The organism is Massilia sp. W12 (genome assembly GCF_037300705.1).
In the GTDB taxonomy this organism is placed as follows: Bacteria; Pseudomonadota; Gammaproteobacteria; order Burkholderiales; family Burkholderiaceae_D; genus JACPVY01.
On record NZ_CP147776.1, the window covers coordinates 6,064,150 to 6,080,766 of the forward strand.

Annotated in this window: 15 protein-coding genes; 8 read left to right on the forward strand and 7 right to left on the reverse strand. The window is 58.4% G+C overall.

Annotated elements, in window-relative coordinates:
- Window positions 1–3: 3 nt before the first annotated feature.
- The 6 genes from V8J88_RS25055 to V8J88_RS25080 form a co-directional block, all read right to left on the reverse strand.
- Complete coding sequence (locus V8J88_RS25055) at window positions 4–1,356, reverse strand: FAD-dependent monooxygenase (RefSeq protein WP_338847020.1); 1,353 nt, start codon at window positions 1,354–1,356, stop codon at window positions 4–6.
- Window positions 1,357–1,440: 84 nt separating this feature from the next.
- Complete coding sequence (locus tag V8J88_RS25060) at window positions 1,441–2,286, reverse strand: DUF4184 family protein (RefSeq protein ID WP_338847021.1); 846 nt, start codon at window positions 2,284–2,286, stop codon at window positions 1,441–1,443.
- Window positions 2,253–3,104 carry a sulfurtransferase gene (locus tag V8J88_RS25065; protein ID WP_338847022.1) on the reverse strand — a complete coding sequence of 284 codons (852 nt, stop codon included), beginning with the start codon at window positions 3,102–3,104 and terminating at the stop codon, window positions 2,253–2,255. Before V8J88_RS25065 ends, V8J88_RS25060 begins: the two co-directional genes overlap by 34 nt.
- 8 nt (window positions 3,105–3,112) lie before the next feature.
- Entirely contained in the window at window positions 3,113–4,021 is a 909-nt protein-coding gene (locus V8J88_RS25070) for a DMT family transporter (RefSeq protein ID WP_338847023.1), read from the reverse strand.
- 91 nt (window positions 4,022–4,112) lie between these two features.
- The gene (locus V8J88_RS25075) at window positions 4,113–5,216 is read right to left on the reverse strand and encodes an aromatic ring-hydroxylating dioxygenase subunit alpha (protein ID WP_338847024.1); all 1,104 of its coding nucleotides are present in this window, start codon (window positions 5,214–5,216) and stop codon (window positions 4,113–4,115) included.
- A 236-nt stretch (window positions 5,217–5,452) separates the two neighbouring features.
- Window positions 5,453–6,121, reverse strand: coding sequence for an NAD(P)H-binding protein (locus V8J88_RS25080; RefSeq protein ID WP_338847025.1), 669 nt, complete (start codon window positions 6,119–6,121; stop codon window positions 5,453–5,455).
- Window positions 6,122–6,321: 200 nt separating this feature from the next.
- Here V8J88_RS25080 and V8J88_RS25085 point away from each other — a divergent pair, with 200 nt between their 5' ends.
- Window positions 6,322–8,541, forward strand: coding sequence for a DUF4214 domain-containing protein (locus V8J88_RS25085; RefSeq protein WP_338847026.1), 2,220 nt, complete (start codon window positions 6,322–6,324; stop codon window positions 8,539–8,541).
- Window positions 8,542–8,551: 10 nt separating this feature from the next.
- Window positions 8,552–9,331 carry an ABC transporter substrate-binding protein gene (locus tag V8J88_RS25090; RefSeq protein ID WP_338847027.1) on the forward strand — a complete coding sequence of 260 codons (780 nt, stop codon included), beginning with the start codon at window positions 8,552–8,554 and terminating at the stop codon, window positions 9,329–9,331.
- 34 nt (window positions 9,332–9,365) lie between these two features.
- On the opposite strand, the gene hemL is transcribed toward V8J88_RS25090, so the two are convergent.
- Entirely contained in the window at window positions 9,366–10,652 is a 1,287-nt protein-coding gene (gene hemL, locus V8J88_RS25095; RefSeq protein WP_338847028.1) for a glutamate-1-semialdehyde 2,1-aminomutase, read from the reverse strand.
- 245 nt (window positions 10,653–10,897) lie between these two features.
- Between hemL and V8J88_RS25100 the strand changes: the two genes are divergently transcribed.
- The 6 genes from V8J88_RS25100 to V8J88_RS25125 all read left to right on the forward strand — a co-directional run bounded on the left by V8J88_RS25100 (window position 10,898) and on the right by V8J88_RS25125 (window position 16,487).
- Complete coding sequence (locus V8J88_RS25100) at window positions 10,898–11,080, forward strand: rubredoxin (protein ID WP_338847029.1); 183 nt, start codon at window positions 10,898–10,900, stop codon at window positions 11,078–11,080.
- Window positions 11,081–11,365: 285 nt separating this feature from the next.
- Complete coding sequence (locus V8J88_RS25105; RefSeq protein ID WP_338847030.1) at window positions 11,366–11,773, forward strand: response regulator; 408 nt, start codon at window positions 11,366–11,368, stop codon at window positions 11,771–11,773.
- Window positions 11,774–11,842: 69 nt separating this feature from the next.
- A complete protein-coding gene (locus V8J88_RS25110; protein WP_338847031.1) occupies window positions 11,843–12,208 on the forward strand; it encodes a response regulator in 366 nt (121 codons plus the stop codon).
- A gap of 29 nt (window positions 12,209–12,237) precedes the next feature.
- On the forward strand, window positions 12,238–12,804 hold the full coding sequence (locus tag V8J88_RS25115; protein ID WP_338847032.1) for a chemotaxis protein CheW: 567 nt from the start codon (window positions 12,238–12,240) through the stop codon (window positions 12,802–12,804).
- Window positions 12,791–13,894, forward strand: coding sequence for a type IV pili methyl-accepting chemotaxis transducer N-terminal domain-containing protein (locus V8J88_RS25120; protein WP_338847033.1), 1,104 nt, complete (start codon window positions 12,791–12,793; stop codon window positions 13,892–13,894). Before V8J88_RS25115 ends, V8J88_RS25120 begins: the two co-directional genes overlap by 14 nt.
- Window positions 13,895–14,177: 283 nt before the next feature.
- Window positions 14,178–16,487: a methyl-accepting chemotaxis protein gene (locus V8J88_RS25125; RefSeq protein ID WP_338847034.1), complete on the forward strand. Its 2,310-nt coding sequence runs from the start codon at window positions 14,178–14,180 to the stop codon at window positions 16,485–16,487.
- The last annotated feature ends 130 nt before the right edge of the window (window positions 16,488–16,617 follow it).

The following is a 16,617-nucleotide window of genomic DNA, read 5'->3' on the forward strand; positions in this document are numbered from 1 at the left end:
GGCTTATGCGCCGAGTTTGTCACGCACCACGCGCGCCACGATGCCGGGCGCAAACAGTGCGCTTGGCGGGCGCATCAAGGTCATCACTTCGCACAGTGCGCGCAAGCTGGTTTCATCTTTGCCGTTCAAACGGTGCACGGCTGAGACATAGCGGTTGATGAGGTCAGTCCCCGGCAGTTTGCGGCCGCTGGTTTCCTGGAAGCGGAAATCTTCCCCCACCGCCATCATCCACACCGCGCGCATGGCTTTGGCGGCGCGTTTGAAAAAGACCGGAGCCAGATCCGCATGCGCCGGGCCATATTCTTGCAGACAGCGTTGCAATTGTTCGACTTGCAGCGCGGCTGCGCTCATACCCTGGCCATATACCGGATTGAAACTGAAAAAAGCGTCGCCCAGCGCCAGCAGACCGCGCGGCAAATCGCGCATTTTTTCATAATGGCGGTGCTGGTTGGATGGGATTTGATGGCTGTAAAACTCGCTGCAAGGGGTGGCTTGTTCCAGTAATTGCGCAATCAGGGGCGAGGCCAGGCTTTGCGCATACGCCAGAAAACCGGCTTCATCGCGCGGCGCTTGCTCGCCCAGCCAGCCGCACATGGTGACGATGATTTCGCCGTTTTCCTGGCGCAGCACCACGCCGCTGCGTTTGAGTAATGGCGGGACGGGCATGCAGAGGATGGCGTGCGAGTCGCGCAAGATTTTGCCATCGTCCAGATAGCGGCGCGTGGTGTAGGCCATTTTCGCAGTGACTTCCGAGACTTGCGGCTCGGGCAGGCCGAGCGCCTTGAGCCAATGTCGGGTTTGCGCGCTGCGGCCACTGCAGTCGATCACCAGATCCGCCGCCACGCTTTGTTCTTCCCCCGGCGCAGCGTCGCGCGCGGCGAAGCGCACGCCGCAAATACGCTGTTGATCCGCGCTGTTTTCGCACAGCAGGCCGCGCACTTCGCAGCCGGCGGCAAATGTTACGCCGGGCAGTTGCAAGACGCGCTGACGGGTCACGCCTTCCAGCAAGGGCCGGCTCATCATTAATAAATGCAAGCCGGTGTCGCTGCGCAATTTGTACACGCCTTCTTGCATCCACAGACAATCGCCGGGAAAGTTGGCGCGGCGCGCGCCTTGGGCGATTAATTCTTGCGCCAAGCCGGGAAACCATTGCCCCAACAGCGCTTCCCCCTTGCTGAGCAAGACATGCGGATGCCAGCTTTGCGGCACGCCCTTGCGTGCGGCGATTTCCTCTTGCGACGGGGCGTCGCGCTCGATCAGGGTGACGCGTTCGGCATAATCACTGAGAATGCGCGCCGCCATCAGGCCAGCCATGCTGGCGCCGATGACAACGGCGTGGGCAATGCGTTGGGACATAGCGCAATCCTGGGCGGAAATGGGGAGCGCTTATTCTGCCACAGTCAAAAGCGGCGCTGCCTGCAGGATTTGACAGGGGCAGGCTTAAGCGCTGTCCGGCAAACGTTGCCGCTCGCGCCAATCCCACAATGCGCAGGCCAGCAACAGGCCGGCTCCAAAACCGCTCATACAGCCAACCACAAAGCGGAAAATCAAATAATCCGTGCGTTCCGGCAAAGGCGTCAGGCGGATCATGGCGCCGGCAATTGTCGCCAGCAGCAGCCATAGCAACAGCATGCGGCGCTGTGCGCTGGAAATCGAGCCGATGTGCGCTTGCGGCAGCGGCGTGATGCGGCGCAAAGTGTATAAGCCGCCAATCATGATCACGCTCAAGCCCAGCAGCGTGCTGAGATGTTGCAGCAGGTTATACATGCGCAGCTGCAAGCCGTAAGGCAGGCTGACGACTTGCTGAAAGAAGGCGAAATGATCGGCAATCAGCGTGTTCGGGTGGGTGAAGGTGTCCCAGATCAGATGCGTCAGCGCGCCCAGCACAACGGAAGCGGAGACAATCGCCGCCGCATTCCAGCTCAGATGGCGGACTTGCTTGACATTCGCCAGCATCGCGCCAAGACGTGTCCCGATCCAGGGCGGCATGAAAGCTAACAGCGGCGGTTTTAAAAAGAAATGCAGCAACAGCCAGCACAGTATTCCCGCCGGCAGGCAAAACCACAGCAAGCCGGCCAGGCTGTGGCTCTGATCGCGCGTGACCGGCACGGAAATGAAAAACACCAGATCCGGCATCATGCTGCCAATCGCCATCGCACCCAAGGAAGTATGACGCGGAAAAAGCAGCCGCAGTGGAATCACTGCGGCGGGATGGGCCAGGGTGTAGGGCATAATACCGGAAGCGGGCAGGCTCAGCGTTCGAGCGGGCGCGCCGGGTCTGCGCACCACTCGCTCCACGAGCCGGGATACAGGGCCGCACCAGGCAAACCGGCGATTTCCAGCGCCAGCAGATTATGGCAGGCGGTCACGCCGGAGCCGCATTGCATGATGAATTGGTGCGCTGCATCGCCCACGCCCAAGGCTTGCCATTCGGCGCGCAAGGCGGCGCTGTCTTTGAAGCGGCCATCGGCTTGCAGATTGTCTTTGAAAAAGCGGTTCAAGGCGCCGGGAATATGGCCGCCGACCGGGTCGATGGTTTCGTTTTCGCCACGGAAGCGGTCGGGCGCGCGCGCATCGACCACGGTGCGCGCACGGCTTTGCAAATTGGCCAGCACGTCTTGCACATCAACGCTGGCGGTGAGCGCGGCGCGCGCGCCGATGCGGCCCTGCTGCGGCGCCGGCGCCTCCTGGCTGAGGCCATGCCCAGCTGCTTGCCAGGCGGGCAGACCGCCATCCAGCACAGCGACCTTGTCGTGTCCCAACCAGCGGAGCAGCCACCACAGGCGGGCCGCGAACATGCCGCCCTGGGCGTCATACGCCACCACTTGCGAGTCATCATTTACGCCAATCGCGCGCAGCGCGGCGATCAGGGCTTCGCGCGTCGGCAGCGGATGGCGGCCTGCGAATACGCCATCCGGGCGTTGTTTGTCGCCGGATAAGCTGTGATCCAAATGCATGAAATGGGCGCCCGGCAGATGGCCGGCGGCATACGCGCGCTGGCCGGCTTGGCTATCCATCAAATCATGCCGGCAGTCCACAATCACGAGTTGCGGATGGTCAAGCATGGCGTGCAAATCTGCTGCGGAAATCAGAGTCTTGTACATGGGACATCCTATGGTTCGGTGGCGATTGGATCTGAGGCCGGCTTGTTGGCCGGGTTGTTGCGGGTATTGTAATACGTCGCCACCAATCCGCTGGCGACAATGATGGCCATGCCCAGCCAGGAGAGCGGGCTGAGAATGTCTTGCCACAGCAAAATCCCCCACATGCTGGAAAACACGATGCCGGTGTATTGCAGATTGGCGGTGACCAGGGTATTGCCGAGGCGATAGGCGCGCGTCATGGCTAATTGCGCCAGCGTCGCCAGCACGCCGACCGCCAGCAGCAGACCCAGTCCGCGCAGGCTGTGTTGATGCAGTAAATTGACTTCAGGCGCAGCCAGACTGCTGCACAGACCCGCCACCACGCCGGAGACGGAAAAATAAAACACCACGCGGGTTTCCGGTTCGCCCATGCGCCCCAGATCGCGCACCGCCAGATAGGCCAGCGCAGCCAATAAGCTGGAACTGAGCGCAATCAAACCGGCGGCGGCCTGCTCGGCATGAAAGCTGGGGCGCAGCAGCAGCACCACGCCAAGCGCGCTGCACAGAATCGCCGCCGCCAGGCGCCATTCAAATTTGCGCTGACGGCGCCACCAGGCGGCGCCAAACAAAATCGCGGCGATCCAGATCGGCGACATATAGTTGAGCGTCATGGCGGTGGCCAGCGGCAGCAGGCTGATGGCGTAAAACCACATCCACAGCGAAACCACGCCGACCAGGCCGCGCCAGGCATGCCGCCAGCCGTAAGGCGTGCGCAGACTGACGCCCTGCCAGCGCATGAAAACGCCCAGCATCAGCATGCCGACTGCGCCGCGATACAGCACGATTTCCGCCGTGCTGTACGTTTCGGAAGCGAGCTTGACCGCCACTCCCATCAAAGAAAAAGCGAAACTGGCGAACAACATCCACAGGGCTTGCATGAGCGGGCATCCGGAAAAGAAAAACGCGCAAACGCCGGTTGACGTTTGCGCGTTGCATGATACGGGAAGGCGGCTTGCCGCGCTTGTGCGCTTACAGAATGTTTTTTGCGCGGTACCATTCGTGGAAATGCTGCATGCCATCTTCCATCGGCGATTGATACGGCCCGGTTTCATTCACCCCGCGCGCCATCAGAATGCGCCGCCCGGCGTCCATGCGCATGGCGATTTCATCGTCTTCGATACAGGTTTCCATGTAGGCGGCGCGTTCGGCTGCGACCAATTCGCGCTCAAACAGGGCAATTTCCTCCGGATAGTAAAACTCAACCACATTCCGGGTTTTGTTCGGGCCCAGCGGCCATACAGTGGAAATCAACATCACATGCGGATACCACTCGATGGTGATATTCGGATACAGCGCCATCCAGATGGCGCCATACGGCGGCGTTTCGCCATTGCTGAATTTCATCACCTCGTCATGCCATTTGCGGTACACCGGCGAGCCGGCTTTGCGCAGCCCCTGGTTTACGCCCACGGTTTGCACGCTGTAATCGGCGCCGAATTCCCAACGCAAATCGGAGCAGGCGACGAAATTGCCCAGACCGGGGTGGAAAGGCTCGACATGATAGTCTTCCAGATAGACTTCAATAAACGTCTTCCAGTTGTAATCGCAGTCATGCACTTCGATATGGTCAAGCATGAAACCGTCAAAACTGAGTTCGCGCGCAAACGGCATAGTGCGCAATTTTTGCGCCACGTCATAACCGTTTTGCTCAAACAGCAAGCCGTTCCAGCTTTGCAGTTTTTTCGGATGCAGATTCAGGCAGGGCGTTTTTTCAAAATGCGGCGCGCCTAACAGCTCGCCTTTCAAGTCATACGTCCAGCGGTGCAAAGGGCAGACGATTTGTTTGGCGTTGCCACGGCCATTGAGCATCAATGCCTGGCGGTGGCGGCAGACATTGGACAGCAATTCAATGCCGCCATCGGCATTGCGCACCAGCATCCGCCCTTCCTCTTCGGCCGCCAGTGTGGCGTAATCGCCAGCATTGGGGACCATCAATTCATGGCCGACATAACGCGGCCCTTTAGCGAAAAGTTCTTGCATTTCGCGCTGCAGCAAATCTGCATCGAAATACGAGTTAACCGGAAGTTGAGCTTCAGAGCGCGCCAGCTTGGCAAAGGTAGCCAGATCGGACATTCCCATCCCCTTAATCAATGAAAAAAACCAAAGAGAGAAAGAACCCGCAATGACCAGAATTCAAATAGAGTTGAATCGGAAATTTTGGACGAAACAAGCGATTATGGGGGAATGAGGGCTTGTCCGTCAAGAAATTTTTCTGTCATGCAATGGTTCCGGCCTGTGTTGTTCACAGGCGGAACAAGGGCCGTCACGGCTGTTTTCCGGGGTGAAAGGGTTGTGAAATGGTGAATTTATCATTTCCCCAATCCTTCAAATTGATCCCATTGCAAAATTTCGCAGCCTTGTCCCGGATGCTTCAGATTGTGTGCAATCGCGCGGCCCAGTGTTGCAACTTGTACACCACGATATTTACGCATGGCGCCGTGCAGCAATCGGCTCAGGCCGGGCCAGAGCGCGAGTGTAACCGCCTGTGTGAAGCCATAGCGGTTGTGCGGCGTGAGAATCATGGATGGCTGAAACAGGGACAGGCGGGCAAAGCCGAGCGCGCGCAAGCCGTCTTCCAATTCTCCCTTGCTGCGCAGATAGAACGAGGAAGAGGCCGCATTCGCGCCAACGGAGGAGAGCAGGGAAAAATGCTGCACGCCGGCAGCCTTGCAAGCCTGGCCGAACGCCAATACGGCGTCGCGGTCGATGCGCAGAAATTCCGCGCGCGTAATTTGCGAAGGTTGGCCCACGCCCAAGGTGCAAATGGCGGCATGATGGCCGGGGAGCAGAGCCTGGTAGCTGGCGGGATTGAGCACATCGACGGTGTCCTGGCGCAATTTCGCGCTGTCTTGCGGCGCTTGCCAGGGGCGGCGTCCGAGCAGGCGCAATTCCTGCACCTGCGGCATGCCTAAAAGTGTGGCGGCGGTCTGCCCGCCTACTGCGCCGGTGGCGCCCATCATCAGCACCTTGAATTGCATCTGCCTGTATCCTCCTGTCACCGTATTTGCACATCTGGCATGTGTGCAGCCGCATTGCGCCGGCTGATGATGGCGTGGCGTTCAGGGATTGTAGCAGGGGGGCAAAAAATGGGGGAAATTTATATTGGTCAAGCCGGATCTGCACACTAGAATGCGAGACAGGGCGCAAGCAAACCACCATCTTCCTCATGGAGAGAAACATGAAGCAGCGCATGGCTTTTACCTGTTTGATGTGCATGTTTTTTGCATTCCTCAGTCCGGCGCGCGCAGAGGAGTGCAGCCCGCCCGCCTGCCGCACGCTGTTTATTGATCAAATTGCCGAATCCGCCTGGGTCAATCTAGATGTCACGCCACAGCAGGGCGTGGCCGGCATCCGCGATGCATTGTTGCGGGCCAAAAACAGCCATGAAGAAAGTCCGGTGCGCATCCGCCTGGCCCCTGGCGTGTACGCCGACAATCTGGGCAGTGAAATCTTTGTGCAGCGCATGTTGCGCAGCGCTGCGACGCCGGTGTGGCTGGTGGCCAGCGATAAAACGCCGCAAGCGACCAGGCTGGAGCAGGGTTTGAATCTGCTTGGCGTGTCCTGGCTGGCAATTGATGGTTTGACCATCGGCCCGGAAACTGTCGGCGCCTGGAACGCGGCCACGCAACGCCATGCTGACCCGCAGCCCTTGCAAGCCGCCGCCGGCGTGCATGTTTCCGGCGAAGCGCTGCTGGCGACAAGCAACGCCAATCAAAACGGCGTGCTGAACACCAATGTGTACGGCAAATTCAGCGCATCGCATCACATCATCGTGCGCAATATGACCATCCAGAATCTGTTTGAACCGGAGGCGGAAAGCGGCGAAACCAGCATTGGCGCCGGCATGGATGGCATGAAATTCAATCAGGTGCAGGATTTATGGGTGATCAATAATTCGGTGCGTCAGACCAGCCGGCATGGCATCGATAATGTCGGCGTGCATCGCGCCCTGTTCGCGCAAAACGTGGTGGCGCGCATCGGCGGCGGCATGGGGATTGAAGCCAAGGGCGGCTCGTATGACATTGCGTATGAACGCAATCTGTTTTACCGCGTGCGCCGGGTCGAGCTGGGCGGCGAGGCGACGGACGCGACCTATTATTTCTCATTGGACGGGCGCTGGGATTATGAAGCGCTGCGGGTGGCGGCGCGCAATAATCTGGTGATCAATGCGCGTGAAGCGGCGCTGGAATTTTCCGGTTGCACCGAATGCGCCGCAGTCGGCAACAGCTTTATCTGGACCGCAGATTATCAGGCGCCGATAGATGGCGGCACGATTTACGGCGGCGACGCGATCCGCGTGCATGACAGCCAGATTCTGGCGGCCAGCGAAGGCGCCGGCAGCGACTGCCAATTCTGGAATGGCTATGACTACGTCACAGTTGATCCATGCTGGGGCGTGGGGGCGAATGCGCCGGCCCCGATCGGCCGCCGCTTAAAGAGCGCCAGCATCTTGCTGATGAATAATCTGTTCGCCTCATTCGCCGGCCATTTGGGCGACGCCAAAGGCGGCTCGACCACTCCCTGTCCCTTGAACCGGGTGGATGGCGATGCGCAATTTACTGCTGATGGCAATTACTGGCATAACGCCAACCGCGCCTTGCCGGCAGAAGGGTGTGCGGCGCTGGGCGAGGGCAGCCGCTCCACATTTTCCACCGTCAACCCCAGCAGTGCGCCGGGGATGCTGGCGCAAAATCTGGATGAAAGCAGTATGGCGGCCTTAAAGCGTTCTGCCTGGGCCTGGCTCAGTCCGCGCGCCGGCAGTCCTTTGCATGGGGCCGGCGTGAGTCACAGCGTGATGGGCAGCGACGACTTTGCCGGCAATGCGCGCGCGGCGCAAGTGGATATCGGCGGTTTGAATGTGCTGGCGCAAGGAGTGAACGCCTTAACCGGCGCACGCAGCGCATACAGCGTCAGCAACACGGGTGGACAGATCAGCGTGCGCCTGGGGCAGGCCAATCCGCTGGACTTGGGGGCGGCGCAAAGAATTGTGTTTGCTGACAGCGGTTTGGCTTTTGATATCGACGGCGTGGCCGGCAAAGCGTATCGCGTGTATCAGGCGGCGTTCAAGCGCACCCCGGACCCGGGCGGACTGGGATTTTGGATTGCGCAAATGGATCGCGGCGCCACACTCGCGCAGGTGGCGCAGGGCTTTTTAAACAGTGCGGAATTCACAGCTTTGTATGGCAGTGCGCCTGGCAATGAAGTATTCATCGCCCGCCTTTACAACAATATTTTGAACCGCGATGGCGAACCCGGCGGCGTGGCGTATTGGACTGGCCGTTTGCGTGATGGCGCGGCCCGCGCGGATGTGTTGCAAGGCTTTTCCGAGAGTGCGGAAAACAAATCGCTGACCGCCGCCGGCGTGGCGGACGGCATTATCTATACCCCATTCCCTTGAGGAGTTTGCTGTGAGGATTGCAATGTCGAAAGCCGGTTTGCGCGTATGGCCATTGGCGCTGGCCGCCATGCTGGCGCAGTCGGCGCAGGCGCGCGAAGTCAAATTTTTATTCAGTTTCGCCTTGCCGCCGTATGTCATCAAAGGCGAGGGCGGCAGGCCGCCAGCCGGGTTTGAATTGGAAATCGTGCAAGCGGCCCTGGCGGCGCGCGGACATCAACTCAAACCGCAATTCGTCGCCATGGGCGCCATGCCGCAAATGCTGGCGCGGCAGGAGGCTGACGGCGCACAGCGCGGCGCGCCTGAGGTGCGCGAAGGCGAGGGTTTCTTTTATGCTGCCGAACCGACTGTCTTATATCAGGATGTCGCGATCACGCTGCAAAAAAACAATCTGCGGATTGCCGCTATCGCGGATTTAAAGGAAAAGAGCGTGGTCGGATTTCAGGGCGCGTCGCATTTCCTCGGGCCTGAGTTTTCCGCCATCGTCAAAGGCAAAAGTGATTATGCCGAGACTTCGGACGAAAAACGGCGCGTCTTGCAACTGTATTCAAACGGGGTGCAGGTGTATGTCGGCGATGTGAATGTGTACCGCTATTACCGCAAAGCGGCGGCGGGTGTGATGGAGGTGTCAGCGCCGGTGGAAATCCATCAGATTTTCAAACCTGCGCTGCAAAAATTCAATAATGCGGTGTTTCGCGACAAACAATTGCGGGATGACTTCGAGGCCGGTTTGAAGCAATTGAAAAGCAGCGGGCAATACAAGCAAATCATCCAGAAATACACAGGCGAATAAGGCGGCGGGCCGGCCTGGCCGCCGCCTGTGGCGCTTATGCCAGTTGCGCAAACGCGCGTTCAGCGGCGGCGATCGTTTCGTCTATCACTTCCGGCGTATGCTGCGCAGAGACAAATCCGGCCTCAAACGAAGCCGGGGCGAAATACACGCCCGCATCAAGCATCAAATGGAAGAAGCGGTTGAAACGCTCTTTGTCGCCAGCCAGCATCTGCCCCTGGTTTTGCGGAATCTGATCGGCGAAGTACAGGCCGAACATGCCGCCTTGCGCATCGGCGCAGAATGGCACGCCATGTTTGCGCGCGGCATCGCTGAGACCATCCACCAACTGGCGGGTGCGCGCAGTCAGATTTTCATAAAACCCCTCCTGCTGAATCAGCTTCAGCGTGGCAAGCCCGGCGGCCACCGCAACCGGATTGCCGGACAGCGTACCGGCCTGATACACCGGGCCCAGCGGCGCCATTTGCTGCATCAAATCGCGCCGTCCGCCATATGCCGCAACCGGCATGCCGCCGCCAATCACCTTGCCCAGCGCAGTCAGATCCGGCGTGATCCCATACAAAGCCTGGGCGCCATGCAGTCCGACGCGGAAACCGCACATCACTTCATCAAAAATCAGCACCGCGCCATATTCGCTGCAGAGCCGGCGCATGCCGTGCAGGAATTCCGGGCTGCCCTTGACCAGATTCATGTTGCCGGCCACCGGCTCAACGATCACACACGCGATTTCGCTGCCCATTTCGGCAAACACCTGCTCCAGCTGCGGCACATTGTTGTATTCCAGCACCAGCGTGTGGCGCGCGAAATCTTCCGGCACCCCGGCGGAAGTCGGATTGCCGAAGGTCAGCAAACCGCTGCCGGCTTTCACCAGCAGGGAATCGGCATGGCCGTGGTAGCAGCCCTCAAATTTGATGATTTTGCTGCGCCCCGTGGCGCCGCGCGCCAGCCGCAAGGCGCTCATGGTGGCTTCCGTGCCGGACGACACCAGGCGCACTTGCTCAATCGATGGCAGCAGGCGGCACAGCTCTTCAGCCATAATGACTTCGGCTTCAGTCGGCGCGCCAAAGCTCAAACCATCCGCCGCCGCCGCCTGCACCGCAGCAATCACTTCCGGGTGGGCGTGGCCGACAATCGCCGGCCCCCAGGAGCCGATGTAATCTATATAGCGCTTGCCTTCCGCATCCCAAAAATACGGGCCGGCGGCGCGTTGAATAAAGCGCGGCGTGCCGCCGACAGCGCGAAATGCGCGCACAGGAGAATTCACGCCGCCCGGCGTGGTGAGTTGGGCGCGGGCAAACAAAGAGGCATTGCTGCTGGAGTTCATGACGGATCCGGGTTGAAGTTGATCAAGGCTGGTGGATGGTTTGGCGCAACAGAAAAACAAGCCCTTCTGTTAATGCATGGCATATTCCCATCCGGAAATCTGTAATTCACACATCCCTATTATAATGTCGTCCGCGCGCGATCCCCGCATGCGCAGGGCCACGGCTTGTCCTGATGGCGCCAGGGGATGCCGGCGCGGCGCGCGCCGGACCGTGGAGGCGTTGCGCCTCACGCTCAAACGAAAGGATGAAGATGGCTACTGAGTACAAAACCTGGATCTGCCTGATTTGCGGGTTTATCTATGACGAAGAGGCTGGCCGGCCGGAAGACGGCATCGCCCCCGGCACCCGCTGGGAGGATGTGCCGCTGAATTGGACTTGCCCGGATTGCGATTCGCGCAAAGACGATTTCGAGATGACCGTGATTTGATCCGTGCGCAGTTTGCCGGCGGCAGTCGATCTGCCGCGCAAACCTGTCCTGTTTGCGGTTCGCTGAGCGGCTGCAAGCGCCCCGCATCAGATGTGTCGCCAGCGTATTGCAAGCGTCCCGCTTGTGCGCTGCACACTTTCTTTTTTACGGGGAATGTGGTCAGGATGCCAAATCTTGGGGTATCTTTACATAATGGGGGCTGGCGCAGTCTGAAGGCGCGCGCCCGTGAGGGCTACCCTGGAAGATGCAGCATGGTGTTTTGATAATATTAAGCGGAGTATGGTCATGACTACAGCGCAGGAGAAAAACGGCTTGAAGATCATGGTGATCGACGACAGCAGTACGATTCGCCGCTCAGCCGAGATTTTTTTGAATCAGGCCGGCTATCAAGTCGTATTGGCGGAGGATGGTTTTGATGCGCTGGCGAAAGTGAATGATCACAACCCTGCCATGATTTTTTGCGACATCCTGATGCCCAGACTGGACGGTTACCAAACCTGTGCGCTGATAAAAAAGAGCCAGAAATTCCACTCGACCCCGATTGTTATGCTATCGTCAAAAGACGGCTTGTTCGATCGTGCCCGTGGCGCGATGGTTGGTTCGGATGAATATCTGACCAAACCATTCACCAAGGACAGCCTGCTGAAGACGGTGCGTGAACACACCGCCAATCTGGAGAAAACGCAAGCCTGAGCCAGGCCAAGCGCCGGAATGGCCAGGGCAGCCGCAAGGCCGCCACAACCTTAAGCAAGGAAGCACATCATGCCTATACAAAAAGTGTTGATTGTCGATGATTCGCCAACTGAACGTTATCATCTGACTGAAATTTTAGTTAAAAATGGTTTTTCTGTGTCGGTTGCAGAAAACGGTGAGGAAGCGCTGGTTAAAATCAAAGCTGATAAACCGCAACTGATCCTGATGGACGTGGTGATGCCTGGCAAAAATGGCTTCCAGGTTACGCGCGCCATCACCCGCGATCCCGACACGCAAGATATTCCCATCATTATTTGCACCAGCAAAGACCAGGAAACCGACCGCATCTGGGGTTTGCGTCAGGGCGCGCGCGATTATCTGATCAAGCCGGTTGACGCCACCGAATTGCTGGCCAAGATCGCCACGCTGGGCTGAGCCCCGGCCCCACTGACTGAGGGAGAAACATGAGCGCATCCAAGCCCGATGGCATCAGCGGCAAAGCCACCGAATCCGCCGCAAGACGCACCCGTTTGCGCGAATTCCAGTCGCAGTTGCTGGAACGCATGCAGGCGGCGCGCGCCGGCGCGGATGCGCGCATCAGTCAGCTGGGGGTGGTGATGGGCGGGCAGCGCTGGCTGCTGGATCTGACTGAGGCCAGTGAAATCGTGCCGTATGGCGCAATCTCACCCGTGCCCCTGACCCATGATTGGTATCTTGGTTTGTACAATCTGCGCGGCAGCTTATTGAGCGTGATTGATTTTGCCCGTTTCCTTGGCATGCCGCCCACCGTGCCGAATCAGGAATCGCGCATTATCGCCTTCGCGCCGGGCTTGAATTTCAATAGCGGCCTGCTGGTCTCGCGCGTGCTGGGTTTGCGCAATGTGGCGGAAATGGAGTTGCAGGCGAATACGTCGGAACATGCGCAACTTTGGTCATCACATTGTTATCGCGATCAGGACAATACCACCTGGACTGTACTGGACTTGTCCCTGGTGGTGCAGGACAACCGGTTTTTGCATGTTGGTTTGTAAGGCTTGGCGTAGCGACGGTTTGGTTTTGATAAGGAACTCGCAGCAGCAGAAAGCGCGCCTGTTGAATTGGACGCACAGGGAGGCGGAGCGCAAAAGCTTCGTATCTGTTTGCAGCACACTGGGAGAGCTGGGTATGGCGTTTCACGTAGCGCCGGGGGCGAATAAGGGCGACATTGCTGGCCAGCATAGGCAGGCTTTGCGCCGGCGCCGCAGCGGCTCGGCCCCCTTGATGCTGTTGGCGCTTGTGCTGCTTGCGCTGGCGCTTTTGGCGGGGGTGGCGTATGTCTTTATCGGCTCGCGCGGCAGTACGCCGCCGATGCAGACTCTGATCACTGCAGATGCGCTGATGCATTCACAGCGTATCGCGAAAGCGGCGCCGCGCGCGATGCTGGGTGATCCGGAAGCATTCAAGCAGTTGCATGACAGTCGTAAAGAGTTCAACAACAATGTGCGTGTCTTGCTTGAGGGCGGTAACTATCAGGGTGATAAGATTCAAGCGCCATCTTCCGATATGAGTCAGAACCTGAAAGAGCTGCGTATGGCTTGGCAATCCAGCGACAAGGCGGCGGACAGCATCTTCCGGCTGAAGACGGAATTGACCGGCATCTCGGCGGCGCACGAAAAAATGAAGGATTTGACCCCGGTTTTGCAGGAATTGAGCGAGCAAGTTACTAAATTAAAAGTAGAGTGGGGCGGTACGCCACGCGAAATTCATGCAGCAGCGCAGCTGTCGATGTTGACCCAGCGGCTGGCTAAAAATGCCTTGCAGCTCAAGATTTCTGATGGCGTGGACCCGGAAGTTGCTTTTATGGTTGGTAAAGATGCTTCGACTTTCCGCGATATTGTGGATGGTTTACTGGATGGTTCTGAGGCATTGAAGCTGTCACTGAGCAAGGACGCGGAGACGCGCGATCGACTGACCGAACTCAAGGCCCAATTCGCAGAGTATCAAAAGCATGTCAATCAGATTTTGGGCCTGATGCCCAAATTTATTGCAGCAAAGCAGGCCGAGCAATTGATTCTCAGTGACAATGAAAACCTGAAGCAAACGCTGATCAAGCTGCAGAAAAAATACCGTGGGCAGCCATGATGCGGAAAAAATGGCTGTTTTGAGCAGTGTTGCGGCTAAGCCGGCTGGCGTTTGCTGTGTGCGATAGCAAGCTGCTGGCAGCCAGGTTTGTGTCAGGGCTTGAGCGGTATTGCAGTATATGCTTGTGGCAGAGAATGAAAGGCGGGTGCAGCTCAATAGCGGCGCACGCCAAGGCGCGCAGCGGCAGCCGCGCGGAAAAGGAATGACGGGAATACCCGACATGGGGTGAGCGGAGCGGTCAGAGGCATCCGCATCTTTTTGTTGCACATTAGGAGATTGAAGTATGGCGTTCAAATTACCGTTCGGGTCGAGGAACAAAGACTCCGCCGAGCAGGAGGAGAGCGTAGCCGACGCCGACCATTTATCTACCCAGCAGTTCAATACGATCATCCCGAATCCGGATGATATGACTGCCACTATCCCCCTGTCAGAGGTGGATAATGAAGGACTCAAGCCTGAGCCGGCCACGCCGGCTGCAGCGGCTTCCGGCGGCTATGAGCGGGATTTGCGTCTGCCCCTCATCGGGCATATGCCCCTGGCGCAACAGATCCGTATCTTGCTGGTGTTGCTGGGTCTGTCACTGGTGGCGGCGATCGCCTTCGTGTATATCAACTCCAACCGCAGTATTCTGGCGTCCACCCAGACCCAGATTGCATCTGACGCGCTGATGCACTCCCAGCGTATCGGTAAAGCGGCCCCGAATGCGATTCAGGGTAACCTGGAAGCATTTAAGCAGCTGTATGACAGCCGCAAGGAATTCAACAATGACTTGCGCGTGCTGGCTGAAGGCGGCAACTACCAGGGCTACGACATTCAGCCGCCGTCCACCGACATGAGCGGCATTCTGAAAGAAGCGCGCAACGCCTGGAAGAGCACCGACAAAGCGGCGGAAAACATCTATCAGCTCAAAGCTGAATTGACCGGTTTTGGTTTGACGCTGGAAAAAATGAAGGGCTTAACCCCGACTTTGCAGGAATTGAGCGAACAAATCTCCACGCTCAAAGTGCAGGGCGGCGCCACCCCGCGTGAAATTTCCGCCGCCGGCCAGCTGGTGATGTTGACCCAGCGTCTGGGCAAGAGCGCGAATGAATTCGTGACTTCCGAAGGTGTGAATCCGGAAACCTCCTTCCTGCTGGGTAAGGATGCATCGACCTTCCGCGATATTGTGGAAGGTTTTCTGGAAGGCTCCGAGGTGTTGCGTCTGGCCGCCACCAAAGATCAGGAAACGCGTGACCGCTTGACCGAACTCAAGGCGCAATTCGGCGAGTATCAAAAGCATGTGAACACGATTATGGGCAACCTGCCCAAATTCATCACGGCAAAACAAGCCGAGCAACTGATCTTCAGCGAAAACGAAAACCTGAAGCAAACGCTGACCAAGCTGCAAAAGAAATATCGCGCGCAGCAAGACTCGCAAGACTGGTCGTTCTGGGCCATGTTGACCGCCGCCTTCTTCGCACTGCTGACCGCAGCCGGGATTGCGCTGGTGCTGTTGCAAGACAGCCGTAACCGTACCCGTGGCGCGGATATGCGCCGTCAGGAAGCGGAAGTTCAGCGCCAACTGGCGCAAAAGAAGGAAGAAGAAGCGAAGGCGCAAAACGACCAGAACCAGGCCGCAATTTTGCGTCTGATGAACGAACTGCAGGAAGTGGCGGATGGTGACTTGACTGTGGTGGCGACCGTGTCGGAAGACATTACCGGCGCAATTGCAGACTCGGTGAACTACACCGTGGAAGAACTGCGCGGCCTGGTAGGCCGCGTGACCCGCACGGCGGAGCAGGTGCTTACCGCATCCGCCAGCGCCCAGGAAATCTCGACCCGCCTGCTGGAAGCATCCGAAGAGCAGACCCGCGAAATCCAGGAAACCACCGCCGCAGTGTTGAAGATGGCGGAAGAAATTAACGACGTCTCGAAATCTGCAAACGAATCCGCAGACGTGGCGCGTCAGTCGGTGGCGGCGGCGGAACAGGGTTCCATCGCGGTGCAAAATGCGATCAAGGGTATGGATGAAATCCGTGAGCAAATCCAGGAAACCTCGAAGCGGATTAAACGGCTGGGTGAATCTTCCCAGGAAATTGGTGAAATCACCGAACTGATTTCAGACATTACCGAGCAGACCAACGTGCTGGCATTGAACGCGGCAATTCAGGCCGCCTCGGCGGGTGAAGCAGGGCGCGGCTTCTCAGTGGTTGCGGAAGAGGTGCAGCGGCTGGCGGAACGTTCCGGTGAAGCGACCAAGCAGATTGGCGCGCTGGTGCGTACGATTCAGACCGATACCCACGATGCGGTGGCCGCTATGGAAAAATCCACCCAGGGTGTGGTTGAAGGGGCGAAATTGTCTGACGCGGCCGGCGCCGCACTGTCTGACATCTCCCGCGTGTCGAACCGGCTGGCGGAACTGATTCAGGAAATTTCCTTCGCAACCGAGCAGCAAGCGACTTCAGCAGCAGGGGTGGCGCAAAACATCCAGCACATTCTGACGCTGACAGACCAAACCAAGGAAGGTACGCAATTGACCGCAAACTCGATTCGTCAGCTCTCCAAGCTGGCGGAAGAGTTGAAGAACTCGGTATCGCGTTTCCGCGTTGCATAAGACAGCGCCCGGGGTGGATCGTGGATTCATCCCGGCTTTCAAGGCAAGACATGAGTAGAACAGGCATACCCGCAGCATGCAGCATGGCGCTGCGCGCCGGTATGGCCGCCGCATTGCGACTGGCGGGACC